Raw genomic sequence first — 15617 nt, 5'->3', positions numbered from 1 at the left:
GTATTTATAGGAAACTTTTATTCTCGAACAACACATTTTATAAAATAAGATAAAGATAAAAATAAACCAATGGGCTTTATCCTATACTTAAACCCATGTTCAATTCTGTTGATAACGTTCATATGCCTTCTCGTAAATTTCAACAAGCTTATTTAGATCCATCTCTTCAATAGTTTTGACATATTCATCCCACTCAGATAATGGAGCTTCACCCGTAATAAATTTTGCTTTCATTTGATCGACGTATGTTTTTAAATCTCGTTCGATACGGGTAATCGTTTTCAATTCATCATCTTCAAAATAAACACCTGGGTAGATTGGAGTTTCAAATGGGATCAATTTTTTCTTATCTTCTTCACGTAACCATTCACCGAATTTGTCATTTCCCCATTTCCAACCTAATTGATCTTGTGCAAATCTTCGAATTGGAACGCCAATCCCCCAATCTGGAGAGATGGAAGAGCGAAAATCCTCTGGGCTATCAAAGCCTTCAGGAGCATCCTTTATTAACCTTACCTCCTTTTTATTTTCGTCTTTCCATTCCCAATAGGTGCCTTCCACACCATTATGAAGAAGATCAGCACCTTCTTTTGAATAAGAATAATCAACCCATCTTATTGTTGCTTCCGGATTTTCATTTTCCTTTGTAATAGCAAAAGTTCCACCACCAATTCCGGTTGATTCAGGAACAATCGGTTGATCCGTTAAGTCGCTTGTCAAAGGGTGAAACACTGGGTTATCTGTACTTTCAGTGGAACCTCCAAGCACAAAAGCTGGATGTGCGTCTGCAAAAACACCAATTAAATTTTCATGTCCTTTTGCCTTTTTTTGAGGATTCGTTTGTGAAAACGATTCATGATCAAATAGATCTTCTTCCCAAAGTTTATTCATAAATTCCAAATAGGCCTTATAGCCGGGCTGAACTGGACTGTATTCAACTTTGCCATTATTGAGTGATATGCCGCTGCCTGTTAACCCAAAGGCAGCAAGTAAATAGGAGTCAAGTTCTCCAACACCACCATGATTACTTAAAGGGAGTTCATCTGCTTTTCCATTTTGATTTGGATCTTCAGTTTTAAATCGTTTAAGAAGGGTATAAAAATCATCAATCGTTTTCGGTAATTCTGTTACACCAAGATTTTTTAACCATTCTCCGTTGTACCACATATGCCAATAGGATGGTTGATCATCAACTGATGGTAATGCATAAATATGTCCATCAGGTGCCGTAATTGCTTTCTTAACTTCAGGTCTTTCTTCCAGCAATTTTTTGATATTTGGCGCGTACTTATCTATCAAATCTTCTAGTGGAATAAGAATTCCATTGCCACCGTATTTTATCTGTTCCTGATGATTGATATCAGATGCATAGAAAATATCAGGTAAATCCCCACTGGCTAATAATAATTGCTTCTTTGTTGGAAAGTCATCGCGTGGAGGTGTTTGAAACTTAAATCCTATGTTTGTTAATTTCTCTATTTCTATGAAATATTCTCTTTCTTTCCATTCCCCTTTTCCCACATGAGGGCCGACCATGGTTAATGTAATCTTGTCATCAACGATAGGAAAACCACTTTCATTTACCGATACTTTAGGATTGTTTTTTGACGATTCTTTGCTAGTCTCATTAGAGTTACACCCAAATAAAACGCTTGACATTAACATGGTTGTCATCAGGAACATTGGTACCTTCTTTTTCATTAAATAAAACTCCCCTCTATGTGATTAGAAAATAGATTTCTTATTTAGCAATGTTAAAGGTTATTGTTGATTTTGCCACACAGTTGATTGGAGCGGAAAGAGAGCACCTGCAGCGGATATCAACAGCTAAGTTTAACAAAGCCTTTTATTTTAATAACTACTCACCGAAAAACCTTTTGTCCCCCCTCCTTTCAAGTAGCAGAAAATGCAAAATCACCCCTTGATTGAACCAATCATGACCCCTTTGACAAAGTATCTTTGCAAGAAAGGGTAAGCGATTAACATTGGTAGAGTTGAAACAAGGATGACCGCGTATTTTAAAACTGCTGAAAGGTCTGCTTTTTGGTTAATCACCTCTGCATTGGCAATGGCCATCGCTGGATCCATTGTTTCAGTGGAGATTTCTTGCAGGACAAGAATTTTTCTCAAGACCATTTGCAACGGATACTTAGCTTCATCATTTAAGTAGATCAAAGAACTAAAGTACTCATTCCAATGTCCGACACCGTAAAATAATGCCATCACTGCAATAATAGGCATTGATAATGGTAGCACGATTTTAAAGAACAGCTTTGTATTCGTACAACCGTCAATACTTGCTGCATCTTCTAATTCTTTAGGAATCGTCACTTGGAAAAACGTTCGACATAAAATAATATTCCAAATCGAAGCTGCATTGGGAATAACCAATGCCCATACAGTGTTAATCATCCCAAGATTTTTAACTAGCAAATATGAGGGGATCAGACCGCCACTGAAAAACATTGTAAATACAAACATCATCATAAAAAAATTGCGACCAACCAACTTTTTTCGGGATAAAGCATATGCAGCTGGCAATGTGACAAATAGGTTAATTGCCACACCTAACAAGGTATAAAAAATTGTATTTCGATAACCAATCCAAATCTCATCGTATTGAAAAAGTAGCTTATATCCTACAAAGGTAATCCCCTTGGGCAAAAGCCACATCTTACCTTGATTGACTAGGGTTGGATCACTTATTGAAGCGCTTACAATATAGATTAATGGGTAAAGAATTAATATCAATATCACAAATAGAAAGCAATAAACAAAATACTTAAAAATAAGATCTGTTCGACTTTCTCTAATCGCAGTCATTTTTAATCCCCTCTCTGGTTACCATAGACTTGTCTCACTTCGTTTTCTAGCAATCTGATTAACGATGACGAGAATTGTTGCATTAATGACTGCATCGAACAATCCAACAGCAGTAGAGTAACTATACTGTGCGTCAAGAATACCAGTACGATAGACAAAGGTTGCAATGACATCAGAGGATTCCATATTTAAATCATTTTGCATAAGTAAAATCTTTTGAAACCCTACCGACAATAAACTCCCCATATCTAGGATAAACAAAATGATAATCGTCGGAAGTAATGCAGGAATGTTAATATGCCAAATTCGTTGCAACCTTGATGCCCCGTCCACTTTTGCAGATTCATGAAGTTGTGGATCTACACCAGACAATGCCGCTATATAGATGATTGCTCCCCATCCCATACCTTGCCATACACCAGAAAACACGAAAACTGTCTTAAACCAACCTGGATCCTGCATAAAATCAATCGGTTCAACTCCAAACAAACCTAGGATATGATTAATTAAGCCAGTTTGAGGTGAAAGAAATGAAATGATCATACCCACCATAACAACGAGGGAAATAAAATGAGGTGCATATGTAATTGTTTGTAATCCCCGTTTAAATAAGCCGTCCTTCACTTCATTAAATGCTAATGCTAAAATAATCGGCATTGGAAAGCCAACAATAAGCGAATAAAGACTGATTCCAATGGTATTTTTTATCAAATCCCAAAAATAGTAAGAACTAAAGAAATCTTCAAACCACATAAATCCAACCCACGGACTATCCCAAACCCCTAACGCAGGGTTAAAGTCTTTAAATGCAATTAGAAGTCCATATAAAGGAACATAATGGAAAATTAAAAAATATAGAAAAGCAGGTAAAAGAAAAACATATAATTCCCAGCTTGTGGCAATATTTTTCAATGTAGTTCTTCGTTTCTCTCTTCTGATTTCTTTCTTGCTTTTTGATGAAAAAAGTGGTGCATTATTAGATGATGATGTATTCAACCCTGACTTCATAAGATCCCTCCCTCTTTAGAGCATTCAATACCAAGGTAAGCTAAAACTCAGCGACGCCAAGTAGATTCATAGATTTCTCAAAAATACTAGTAACATGTCTTAATTCTATGTAAAATCTTAAAATACAATCATTGGGGATACTCGTTTCCGTATACCCCAATGTCTGTACTGAAGTAGATTCTATTCTACACACTAAAATATAGGTTACTTGTCAATATTCAATATTGATCCCTTAGTAGCGAGGTTTGCATAAATCTCAACCATTGCAGACTGTTCTAAGAGTGAGACAGAACGATTAGGGTCTAATTCAAACAAGCCAGTATCTGGATTACGAACCGTTTCCCACATTTCATCTGCATATGCCTGCATAAATTTACGATATTTATTATTGTGATTTACTGTTTCTAACAGTAAAAGATTCTTTAAAAAGATAGAGTTGAAGTATGGTGGATCGGAATAAATACGAGAATTCCCATAATGTTCGAGTGCCTTATCAGCGATATCTTCTGCTCTTTCCAAATAAGAGCTGTCGCCAGTCGCCTTGTAAAACAGTACACTAGCCCCTAACATGACTCCTTGATTATAGGTCCACTGTCTTTTATTAATATTCCCTTCAAGATCAATATGATCCCAGTACAATCCATTCGGCGCCAACATACAACCATTTACCCAGTCATACATTTTCTTAGACCAATCTAAATAATACGTGTCCCCTGTAATGTCGTATAACAACAATCCAATCTCAGCAGCTGGAGCATTTGAAATAGTATTTCTATCATTACTCCATGGAGCTTGTGTCCAAAATACTCCACCTGAACAAGGATGTGCAGGATTGTCATCCCATCCATGGACAGCAAGGTCGAATATTTGTTTCGCTCGATTTAATGCTGCTTCATCACCTGTCGCATCGTATATTTTAATAAAATTGAGTCCAAGCCAATGGTTGTCATCATAAAATTTATCTCCACCATTGCCAAAAGGCGGGCGGACGTAGGAATCATAACCAACTGGGTCTGTTTCATTATTCCAATACAGCTCAAGACCCTGCAAACGATCCTGAACATCATCCTCGTAACTCTCTCCAACTTTTTTTAGTTGAGACATATCAATTGTTGCTGCCATCGCACGTGAGAATGGCCATACATAAGAGTATGGGTTACCGCCATTATGCGGGTATTCCTCAAGGTAAAGCTTAGAGTCTGACTGATAAAAGTATTTTTGCAGCGCCTCATATGAATCAATGGCACGCTCCATATTTTTCTTTTGATGGGATGCAGCATTAGCTTCCGAATTGGGAAATGCTACGGAAACGATCAAAAATGATAAGATGGTTAAAATGAACAACGGTTTCTTCATTTTTATTCCCCCTAAAGTATGGTTCGATTGTAAGTATCCGTTTTAAAACATGCAATAAAATTTTTCACAGAATTCTATTCTCTTACACCTCTAAATCCCTTTCCCTAATAGATAAAATTGAATATTCAGTTATATCAATTCAGTAAGGGTTAACAGTGCATAAAATTCAATCATAGGAGCTTGATCTAATAACCATTTATGTTCTTGTGAAACACCTTTTTCCCCCGTCCAATCCTTGCTGAAAAGTCCATTCTCATCCCTTGCGTGTTTCCATGCATAATTGACATTTGCCTGTATTGCATTAATATACATACGATTACGGCTAGGATCTGCATGATATAAGGCTAAGTATCCCTTGAATAAAATTACATTAAACCATGGAGAATCTGGGAAAACAGCAAATGAAAGATCATTTTTCTTTTTTAAAAAGTACTCTAAGCTTGACTCAGCTAAACGAGATGCTTCTATTAAATAGATATCTTCATTTGTCAGTTTATAAAGCAAAGCATTGGAATGAATAATAGTTCCTACGTTATAAGTGTACGTCGTTTGATCAATGCTCCCATCCTCTCGAATGTTGTCCCAGTATATCCCTTCATTTGGTGATTCTAACTGCTTTGTCCATTTCAAAATTTTTATGGCCCAATCAAGATACTTCATATCACCCGTTACTTCATAAAGCTGAATAGCTAAAACTGCTGCAGGACCATTCGAACAAGTATTTCTTGTTTTTTTATCAGTATTCCAGTAAATACCACCCCCTTTATCTTCCGACCATCCGCTGATCGCAAAATCAAACATCATTTTCGCCTTTTGTAAATATTTCTTATCACCTAATGTGTGATATGCTTCAATAAAATCTAGCCCTAACCATTCATTATCATCATAAAACTGCTGACCACCACCATATTTAATCACGTATGAATCATACGCTTCAGGCTTACTTTGTTCATTCCAGTACTTTTCAAGTCCATCGAGGACATTGATTAAATCATGGTAATACTGTTTACCAATACTAGGCATCTTTGCAAGAGCATTAATTGCAGAAATAACACCGGAATAAGGCCATAAAAATGAAACTTCTTGATCCTCTTCCTTCTTTTGATAATGTTCAAGATAAAGGCCCTCATGTTTAAGGAAAAACCTATTTAGTAAAGCATGGTACGTTTGTTCAGCCATTTCCTGATAATTCATTTTTTCTCCATTTACTAATTCCATTCGTTTAAAACCCTCCTATATTATCGGAATTAAAATCTCACATTAGTGACTAGATGGTTTTGCGACAGTACTATAGTCAATAAGTAAAAACCCATAAGTAAACGCTTGCATTTTTGTTTTCAACTTGTTTAATCCATTTTGAAAAATCAGCTTATTGGATACTAAAACCCCATGTTTAGATTTAAAATATGTAAGCAAAATAGATCAGGATTTACAAAGTTTTCATTTTTCTTCTAAGCAAGATAACAAGTATCAAGGTAGTCATGAAATAATTTTTTTCTGGATCGTCACCGCAAAATGACGATCCACTACAGGTTATAGAATGATGTCTAGTAAACTACAATTCTACTTTTTCGCCTTTTTTAAGAGAGTTTTCACAAAAATCAATGACAAACTCACAATACATAGCATTAGCCCATGAGAACCAAGAGCGAGTAAATTCCGTCGGATCATCAGCATGAAATCCCTCATGCATAAGCCCTGTATCTCCGTCGGTTTTTTCCAACAAATTTAATATCCTATCCTTTTCTTCAAGTGAAACAGCCGTCAAACCTTGGATTGCCAAGGCAATATGCCATATATAGTGTTGTGGGGTGTGCGGACTTCCAATACCTGATGCAGCTTTCCCAACATAATAATACGGATTCTGTTCACTGAGGAGAAAAGCTCGAGTATTTTGATAGATTTCATCATCCGCTTTACAATAACCTAGAAATGGCATAGATAGTAAACTTGGAACATTTGCATCATCCATCAAGTTGTAATTCCCCAACCCATCTGTTTCATACGCATACATTTTTCCGTATACAGGGTGTTCATATATTCCATACTTTTTAATGCCTTGCTCGATTTCAGCTTTTAGTACGTTGGCCTTCGTTTTTAAGGCGGTATTGTTATAAATATCTTCTGCAATTTCTGCAATATAACCTAATACAACACTCGCAAACATATTAGACGGAATTAAATACCCATATTTGCACGCATCATCACTTGGACGGAATCCTGACCACGTCATCCCAATCGGCCTTGTTTCTGTCCCCTTTCCATTTCTCGAAAGTGTGTCAGAGTCAGGACAATGAAATCTTTCAAATCTGTAGGCTGATCGATTTTCATGATCCTGTTCCGTGATCCAGACCTCAATGATCGAATAAAGTGCTTTTAGAAATGCATGATCAAATATATTTTTGTTATCAGTTTGCTTCCAATATAGATAAGCTAGCTGGATAGGGTAGCACAATGAATCAATTTCATATTTTCTTTCCCAAACCATCGGGGACATATCTGTTTGATCATCTTGATGACCATTTCCATTTTCAGTCTCATTAAATGCATTCGCGTAAGGATCATGTAAAATATATTTAATCTGTTGCTTAATCACACCTTCAATCAATAAGCTTACCTGCACATCTTGCTTAGCTAATCTTATATATGGTCTCAGCTGAGCAGATGAATCTCGTAGCCACATTGCCGGAATATCCCCTGTAACCACAAACACCCCGCCATTATCTAAGCGATTCAATGTACGATCAAGTGTATCTTTGAAACAATTTCTGAATAATTCAGCCGCCTTCGGACGAGCAGATAGCTGCTCGTCAATTTTACGTGTAAATAACTCAACCGCTGTTTTATCAAATAGTTGTTTTTCCATGTGTTTCCTCCACTGTTAGAATTAACTATAATAATATACATATTAATAATAAAGGTCAATATATTTTATATATAAAATATATATATATTCATATATATTCATATAGATTCATATAGATTAATATATTTTATACATAAAAATAGCATAGGCTTTTTCGCCTATGCTTTCGTTTTTTTTTGGTTAATTTTCTATATTTTCCTAGTTGATTGACCATTGATTAATTTGGTGTGTAATAAAGTCGTTTGTAAGCTCCTGACACTATTCTTTAAACCTAGTAATTGTTCTACAGCTAGCTGCCCCATTTTTTCTTGATCCTGAAGCAAATGTGTAAAAGTAAAAGCACCTGGTTTAAATGGAGGACTATCAAAACAAAGAATCGAAATATCCCTAGGAACGGATAACCCCAGTTCTTCTACCGCTTGTTTTGCTAGAAGAGCAATATTGTACTCTATCGCGAAAAACGCTGTAATATTCTTTTGCTTCTGCAAATGATCCTTAATCATTTTTAGGTCTTTAGCAATATTGGCCTCCTTGAAGGAATCTGGCAACGTTGAAATAACTTCAGTTAGCATGAGAGGGGTTTTGGTTAAACCTTTTTCCACATGTGCTCGAATAAAACCCTCAATGCGATCTTCGACAGCTGTAGCGCTTACAGGTGGAGGACTTAATAAAGTTATTGTCTGATGTCCAAGGTCAAATAAATATTCTGTTCCTTTTTTAGCTGCTCCAATATTATCCGTACCCACTGCTGCAGCTGCCACGCCTTTTAAATAACGATCGACAAGAACAAATGGAAACTGATCAACGATTAACTTCAAAATTTCCGAGTTAAAAAAGGTTGCCCGTGATGGCAGAATAATTAATCCATCCACTCCAAGCTCCATAAATTCACGAATGGCGGCTTGTTCTTTATCTACGCTTCCAAATGAGCGTCGTAATAGAATAAATGCCCGTTCTTCCGCAGCATGCTCAATGCCATTTAACAGTCCGATCCCATAACTTTCATCAAAGTCAGTCATTATCACTCCAATAACTGGCTTATTTCGGGAGGAAGGTACAACCTTCATTTCATTATTAGCAGGTTCCTTCACAAATGAACCTCTTCCAACCTGTCGAAATATTAATCCTTCAGATGCTAACATTTCTAATGACTTTCTAGGAGTAATTACACTCACATTCCATGAATCAGCCAATTCCTTTTCAGAAGGAATACGTTCACCTTCTTTATACTTCCCTTCAGCAATGGCTGTCTTAATTGTTTCATATATTTGTTCATAGATCGGTTTTGCCGATTTCAACACCTTCTTCCACTTTCAATAATCATCATAGTAGTTAACTTTTTAATCAGCAACCGGTTAAAATATATAATATTATATTATCTAAGTAAAATCTACTATTACACTTTCACCATTGTTGTCAAAAACAAATATCATATTACGTATATATACTTATATAACATGAAAAAGAGGGAAAGTGGGATATATTAAAACATAATTGGGAGGTTGTTTTACTACCCCTCAGTCGATTATTTTTCTAAAACGCTTATTCATTTATGGGTTCTCCTCATACCAATTCGTTCAATCCTAAGTAGTGACTTTTTATAGGATTTTCTTGAAGTCATCAATCAATCTCAATGCCAAAGTAATCCTTTGAAATTTCTTTAAAATCATTTTGATCAATTTCAACTTTCTCCACTTTTCCTTCCACCCATTTGGTAAAGGAGGTTTCAGTTAAGGTCACGCTCCCATTGTCTGTCAGCATGGTAAGTAAAGGCTGTTTATTAAATGGGGAATCCTGATGCACTTTGATTATCCTTTGAACTTCATCTAATTCTGAAATGTTTTTAATCGTTTCTGTTGACTGGAAAGCATATCCTATCTTCCAATTCTTATCTTTGTCATGTAATTTCAAGAACAACATATGGTCGCCATGCTCGCTTTCGATTTTCTCAACTCGGAATTCTCCGGTTTTAGAGTTGACAATCTCTCCAGTAAAAGGAACTGGTTTTAATGGGAGATTTCCCCCAAAGCCTGTATCTATTAAGTAAAGTTGATCATGATAAGTCATAATGATTACAACATGTGTGTTCCCAATTGTATTCCATCGTTGGCCGCCATGATCATAGATAATTCCACGAATTAAGGATACATCGAAACCATTTTCAACTAAGAATAAATAGAGCAATGAATTTAGATCATAGCAAAGCCCACCTTCGTTTCTTATCATGATTTTATCTACCAAATTTTCTTTTGTTAATGTTTTAGACTTTTTTGAGAGAATACTTAAGTTTTCAAATGGTATGGCTTTAGCCGTTTTTTCTAGTATTTCATCTAACTTCTCAAACGTTATTGTTTCATCTTTAGAAAATCCAATTTTGTTCCGAAATAATGCATTGACGTTTTTCATAGATGGTGTCTCCTTTTTTCCTTGAATCTACAAATAATTGTGATTATTTGCTAGGCAATTATAGGCTTACACTGGTAATTTTTCAAATGAAGCAGCACTTTCTCAAGCATTCAGTTAGAAAAAGAACAAAAACCCATTCTAAAATGAATGGGCCCTTGGAAGAGAGATCTTCAATCAATGAAAAGGGATTTCTCTATCTTCATCATTATTTTTGCTAAACACATACGGTTCCAATCTTAGATTAATGTTTTTCATTAACTATCAAGTCAATGATATAAGTCAATATGGTTTATTACTTTTATCAATAGCCAAATCGATTAGATCCTGGACCAACTTCAACTTCTACACCATCTTCATTTTCAGTTATTTCAAGGATACCTTCTGCTTGATATAATTCTATACCATTTTCTTTTACACCATTAATTTTAGCATTTGGTAGAGTAATATATGCAGTTGTGTTAACTGGTACCTCCACTTCAACTGTAACTCCATTATGGGTAATATTCCATGCAGAGACAATTCTTCCATACATCGATTGAAGTGTAGCACGTGCATATGTCATTTATTTAGCACTCATTCTTGGATTAATACGAATTCGCTTATACGCTGACTCTTTTTCATCTATGTCTAACCCTGCAACATATCGGTACATCCAATCTCCTATAGCACCGTAGGCATAATGATTAAACGAGTTCATATCATCACTCCAGAATGAACCATCCTCTTTAATACCATCCCAATGCTCCCAGATGGTCGTTGCACCTTTTTAATCGAGTACAACCAAGAAGGATAGGTTTCCTGAAGAAGCAGCTTTTCCGCGGTACAGTGATAACCATTTTCCGATAACGCTATGCATAGATATGGTGTACCAACGAAACCAGTTGTTAGTAGCCTAATGAGGTGGTTTATTGCGCGAGAACCACCTTCATATTGACACCCCCTCTAATCACTTACTACCGAAACTATCCACTATACCCTTCAACTAAGTTCAACAAAAAGAACACTTATCGAGTGTTCATAAATGCCTCTATGTTCTAATTCATTCCTTAACATTTCAATAAAGTGTCTATCTAGCTTTATTTCAATTGCCTTTAAGTATGCATCATGATGCTAGTATAGTTTCATGGACACAACTTAGTTAAGTTTTGAAAAACTTGACAAGAATTTTAACTGGGGAATTAAATTATCCAGAGCATGATGGGTCAGTTGAGGTAGGACTAGTTGCCAAAATATCGCCGTTAGTTCCGAATGAACCTATTGAATTAGGAACCCATGTAGAGACTATTCCTTCCGATTTCGCTGTTCCGAGAAAAGGACCGTTCCCTTATTACAGGTGATGCTTTTGTTACGGTGAAACAAGAGTCGCTGTTCAATGTATTAACTCAAGAATTAGAAATCAGTGGCCGTCCGAGATATTTAACTACAGATTGGGATGCTGCGAAGGAATCCGTTATAAAATTAGAAGCATTGAAGCCTGCATTGGCAATTACAGGGCACGGACAACCATTGTCCTGTAACAAACTTTCAAAAGGTCTCAAGAAATTAGTGAAGGAATTTGATCAGAACGCAATCCCAGATTATGGACGATATATTAATTAAAAACACTGAACTACTAATAACTGGACCATAAACGTTATTTTCATGCGAGAACTAATTCGCAAGTATTTTCATACACATTTTGTACTGTTGCTATGACCAGTTTATTCTACTAGAGTATAATGTAAAAATGAGGGAGATAAGAAATATTAACTGTTAAGTAATATAGTAACAGTTAATTAAAACGCTTTCAAAAGTTTTTCGAATCTATTGGAATTATCAGGTAAAAGAATTTTTATACATTCCTCTCCAGAACTTCTCTCTTTTCAACGATTATTTCGAAATCATTGCGATACTTTGCAGGTGAGACATTCATCATCGTCGTAAATACACGTGTAAAGTAATGCACTGATCCAAAGCCGGTAACATCAGCTATTTCTTTAATTGACATGCTTGTCGTTTCAAGCAGACGGGTCGCCTCCCTTACCCTTTCCTTACGAATATAGTTGGAGAAACTTTCAGTCAGTTCTTTGGAAAAGAGCCTTGATAAGTGACGACTGGAAATGTGAAGATAGTTGGCAACATGTTCTAGCTTCAATGGTTCTGATAAGTTATCTTGAATAAACAACTTTGCTTGATATAAAAGTGTTGAAGAACTATTTGCAAACAATTTTTCCTGACTTTTCTGACTAGCTTCGGAAAACATAGAGGTAAAAGACAGGATGAGTGTGTGTGCCATATTGGAAATGAAGTTATTATCGTCTGCACCACCGTTTGACGTATGGGCTACCAACGCTCTCCAAATTAACGCTGTCGGAGAATCATCCGCACCACAGACATAAAATTTATTTGTTCCCGCTAATTGACTAATCATACTATTGGCATCATCCTTTGAGTTTTCATGTAAGATATCAAAAGCAATATACACGAGAAAAAGACCAGTTTCACTTAAAATTTGATGTTGATTGTTTGGACGTGATAAAAAAACAGTACCTTTCTTTAATGGATATTGTTCATCCATGTCTTTATATAATCCTTCTCCACTAAGTACATAACAAACTTCAAAAAATGAATGCTTATGCAACGGATTGTCATAATGTTTTGGATTAACCCCCCAATAAAGCACCTTAAAGGTAACTTCTTCTCCAAATGGCCCCATTGCATATTGATTCAATATTCCTTCACTGCGTTTACAAGATTGGATTATCATAAATATCCCTCCGTGTCTTCATAAGACAAAAAAGTAGCCTCTTATGATAAAGACTAGAAACTAATAATTCATTATTATGATAACAAGTAAACTATTAAACTTAAAGGTGGTAAATATTATGATTACATTAAAGGATGCTGAATTTTACAAAGAAAATGGATACTTACTTGTTAAAGGGGTTTTTAACAAAGGTGAAGTAGAAGAAATGAAAAATGCCGTTGAACAAATTATTCAGCGTGCAGCCAATGCAAAACTTGATCGAAATGCCGCTTGGCAAGGGGAGTACATTCCACCAAACGAGTTAAAAAAACTTGTTTTGAAAGGGTTTCATGACGTTCATTATCATGATTCATCTTTCACTAAAGCCGTTATCCATCCAAATATGGTCTCTATTTTACAAAAGTTAATCGGACCGAATGTTCAATTACATCACTCCAAAATGCTTGTTAAACCACCTGAAAAGGGAGCTGCTTTTCCTATGCATCAGGATCATCCGTATTTTCCTCATGAAAGTCATACCATGATGGCAGCCAGTGTTCATCTTGATGATGCAGACTTGGAAAATGGATGTCTAAGAGTCATACCAAAATCTCATAAAGAAGGATCTATTCCTCATGTAGGGCGTCACTATTTAAATCATAAGGAATATCCGATTTCCATAGGAACTCCATGCCCTGCAGAAGCAGGAGACGTTCTGTTTTTTAATTATTTAACAATACACGGCTCTGACAGTAATCGGAGTGATCGTCCACGTAGAAACGTACTTTTCCAATATCGCGACCCTGATGATAAACCGTCTGCCGATGTACACGTGAACTGGGGACAAGGCTTAATGGTCTGTGGAGAAAATCCAACGTTCCGTGAATATCAGGCAAAATAGTAAAATTATAGCTGATTCTAATCACTAGGTATAATAACACCATATATTTGGAGTTCAAACTCGATTACTCATCTTTCTCTTTGCTTTTCATTTGTGTGATTTGCAAAACAGGAGGCTGACTCAAAAGGTCGTTAGTAACGGCTATTGAGTCAGCCTTATCTCTTTTCTTTATTAAATTTCCTGTTTTTAGGTGTTTTTTTGTAATAAGTAAGTACATTTTCCTATGTTCACTTATAGATTTTGACTCTTTTGGATGTGTTTTTGCCACTAACTATGGCAGTGGGCATCCTCATCTCTTTGATTACATTGAACCTGCTACTACTTTCCCTCTAAATAAAACAGCTTCTCTTTTAGGCAATCTTGCCACTGCCTCAGCGGAACATTCTGCTTCTAATAGAACAAGACTCGCTTCATCACCTTCTAAAGGCCATGCTACTTCACCTTGTTCATTTAGTGGAGTAGTACCACCTGTTGCCCATTTTAATGAATGTGCTAACGTTTTTTCATCTTTACGATTGAAACGTTCACAGTATCTCATTGATTTTTCTAGTACATCACCGTTTCCGAATGGACTCCATGAATCATAAAATCCATCACATCCTAAATATACCTTCACTCCTTTTTGATCTAAAAGTTCAAGAGGAGGAATATTTCTTGTGATCGGAATAGTAGACATAATAGACATTCCTACCTCACTTAAAGTTTCAGCTAATTCTGTTGTTTGCTCAATCGGAACGTCACCTAAGCTAAATGCGTGTGATATAGCGGTTTTATTATACCATTTTGCATCTCGAACCATTTCAGCAAATTTGTCGATCGTATAAAATCCAACATGTCCGTGATCGTGTAGGTGAATATCAATACCTGCATCGAATTCTGTTGCTAGATTCAGGACTTCATATAATGATTTTTCAATATTTTTATCAATACCTGCTGGATCCAAACCTCCCACAATATGTGCTCCTGATCGCATTGCTTCCTTCATTAATGAGCCCATATCATCACGCAAAAGACCATGCTGAGGGAATGCAACAATTTCATAAGTAAGCTTGTCAGAATAATCTTCTAACGATTCACGAACACCCTCAAGATTTTTCAATCCAATATAAGGATCAATATTCACATGTGTACGGATATGTGTAGATCCATTAGAAAGAATTTGTTTAATCATCTTGCTCGCACGTTGTTTTGTAGTAGGTACAAGTTCATTTAATTCCAATGCTTCATAATACAGTCGTTGCTCAAGATTTTTAACAGGTTTACACGATTTCCAATCAAGTGATAAATACGTTTTATCTAAATGATTATGCATTTCTTTAAAGGTTGGTACAGCAAGAAGCCCTTTAGCATCCAACACTTTCTCATTAGAAGGAATAGCATATGGATGGGAATGCTTTTCTACAATGCTTCCTTCTTGGATTTTTAAATCAAAGCTTCCTGTTTGAGTTTCAATGAAGCCATCTTCAAATTTCTCAATACCCATTTCTAAACGAACGTTTCTCAACCATATTATTTCACTCATTGTATAATCC

The 15617-nt window shown here is 35.9% G+C and carries 14 protein-coding genes and 2 pseudogenes; 2 read left to right on the top strand and 14 right to left on the bottom strand.

Annotated elements, in window-relative coordinates:
• Positions 1 to 99: 99 nt before the first annotated feature.
• The 12 genes and pseudogenes from WCV66_RS16570 to WCV66_RS16515 form a co-directional block, all read right to left on the bottom strand.
• Positions 100 to 1701, bottom strand: coding sequence for an extracellular solute-binding protein (locus WCV66_RS16570; RefSeq protein ID WP_066332999.1), 1602 nt, complete (start codon positions 1699 to 1701; stop codon positions 100 to 102).
• A 213-nt stretch (positions 1702 to 1914) separates the two neighbouring features.
• Positions 1915 to 2823 carry a carbohydrate ABC transporter permease gene (locus tag WCV66_RS16565; RefSeq protein WP_338786144.1) on the bottom strand — a complete coding sequence of 303 codons (909 nt, stop codon included), beginning with the start codon at positions 2821 to 2823 and terminating at the stop codon, positions 1915 to 1917.
• An 18-nt stretch (positions 2824 to 2841) separates the two neighbouring features.
• Positions 2842 to 3831, bottom strand: a complete 990-nt coding sequence (locus tag WCV66_RS16560) for an ABC transporter permease (protein WP_338786143.1) — start codon at positions 3829 to 3831, stop codon at positions 2842 to 2844.
• A 204-nt stretch (positions 3832 to 4035) separates the two neighbouring features.
• Positions 4036 to 5187: a glycoside hydrolase family 76 protein gene (locus tag WCV66_RS16555; RefSeq protein ID WP_066332994.1), complete on the bottom strand. Its 1152-nt coding sequence runs from the start codon at positions 5185 to 5187 to the stop codon at positions 4036 to 4038.
• 129 nt (positions 5188 to 5316) lie between these two features.
• Complete coding sequence (locus tag WCV66_RS16550) at positions 5317 to 6405, bottom strand: glycoside hydrolase family 76 protein (protein ID WP_338786142.1); 1089 nt, start codon at positions 6403 to 6405, stop codon at positions 5317 to 5319.
• A gap of 337 nt (positions 6406 to 6742) precedes the next feature.
• Positions 6743 to 8053 (bottom strand): glycoside hydrolase family 125 protein, encoded by a 1311-nt coding sequence (locus tag WCV66_RS16545; protein WP_338786141.1) that lies wholly within the window; start codon positions 8051 to 8053, stop codon positions 6743 to 6745.
• A gap of 188 nt (positions 8054 to 8241) precedes the next feature.
• Positions 8242 to 9354, bottom strand: coding sequence for a GntR family transcriptional regulator (locus tag WCV66_RS16540; RefSeq protein WP_083964773.1), 1113 nt, complete (start codon positions 9352 to 9354; stop codon positions 8242 to 8244).
• Positions 9355 to 9673: 319 nt separating this feature from the next.
• Positions 9674 to 10459: an arylamine N-acetyltransferase family protein gene (locus WCV66_RS16535; RefSeq protein ID WP_338786140.1), complete on the bottom strand. Its 786-nt coding sequence runs from the start codon at positions 10457 to 10459 to the stop codon at positions 9674 to 9676.
• Between the two features lie 301 nt (positions 10460 to 10760).
• The gene (locus WCV66_RS16530) at positions 10761 to 11021 is read right to left on the bottom strand and encodes an alpha-L-rhamnosidase C-terminal domain-containing protein (RefSeq protein ID WP_338786139.1); all 261 of its coding nucleotides are present in this window, start codon (positions 11019 to 11021) and stop codon (positions 10761 to 10763) included.
• Positions 11022 to 11156, bottom strand: a complete 135-nt coding sequence (locus WCV66_RS16525; protein WP_338789572.1) for a hypothetical protein — start codon at positions 11154 to 11156, stop codon at positions 11022 to 11024.
• Positions 11157 to 11168: 12 nt separating this feature from the next.
• A pseudogene (locus WCV66_RS16520) lies at positions 11169 to 11311 on the bottom strand (hypothetical protein); the annotation flags it as partial.
• Positions 11312 to 11437: 126 nt separating this feature from the next.
• Positions 11438 to 11539 (bottom strand): hypothetical protein, encoded by a 102-nt coding sequence (locus WCV66_RS16515; RefSeq protein WP_413789675.1) that lies wholly within the window; start codon positions 11537 to 11539, stop codon positions 11438 to 11440.
• A gap of 86 nt (positions 11540 to 11625) precedes the next feature.
• On the opposite strand from WCV66_RS16515, the pseudogene WCV66_RS16510 reads away from it, so the two are divergent.
• Positions 11626 to 12058: pseudogene (locus tag WCV66_RS16510) on the top strand (MBL fold metallo-hydrolase); the annotation flags it as partial.
• A 232-nt stretch (positions 12059 to 12290) separates the two neighbouring features.
• On the opposite strand, the gene WCV66_RS16505 reads toward WCV66_RS16510, so the two are convergent.
• Complete coding sequence (locus WCV66_RS16505; protein ID WP_338786138.1) at positions 12291 to 13205, bottom strand: AraC family transcriptional regulator; 915 nt, start codon at positions 13203 to 13205, stop codon at positions 12291 to 12293.
• Between the two features lie 118 nt (positions 13206 to 13323).
• Between WCV66_RS16505 and WCV66_RS16500 the strand changes: the two genes are divergently transcribed.
• Complete coding sequence (locus tag WCV66_RS16500) at positions 13324 to 14085, top strand: phytanoyl-CoA dioxygenase family protein (RefSeq protein WP_066338901.1); 762 nt, start codon at positions 13324 to 13326, stop codon at positions 14083 to 14085.
• A gap of 301 nt (positions 14086 to 14386) precedes the next feature.
• Here WCV66_RS16500 and WCV66_RS16495 read toward each other — a convergent pair whose 3' ends face one another.
• Positions 14387 to 15607 (bottom strand): amidohydrolase, encoded by a 1221-nt coding sequence (locus tag WCV66_RS16495; RefSeq protein WP_338786137.1) that lies wholly within the window; start codon positions 15605 to 15607, stop codon positions 14387 to 14389.
• Positions 15608 to 15617: the final 10 nt, after the last annotated feature.

The organism is Metabacillus rhizosphaerae, assembly GCF_037201795.1.
GTDB lineage: Bacteria > Bacillota > Bacilli > Bacillales > Bacillaceae > Metabacillus > Metabacillus rhizosphaerae.
The sequence above is the reverse complement of the archived record's forward strand: the minus strand, read 5'-3'. Positions and strand labels throughout refer to the sequence as shown.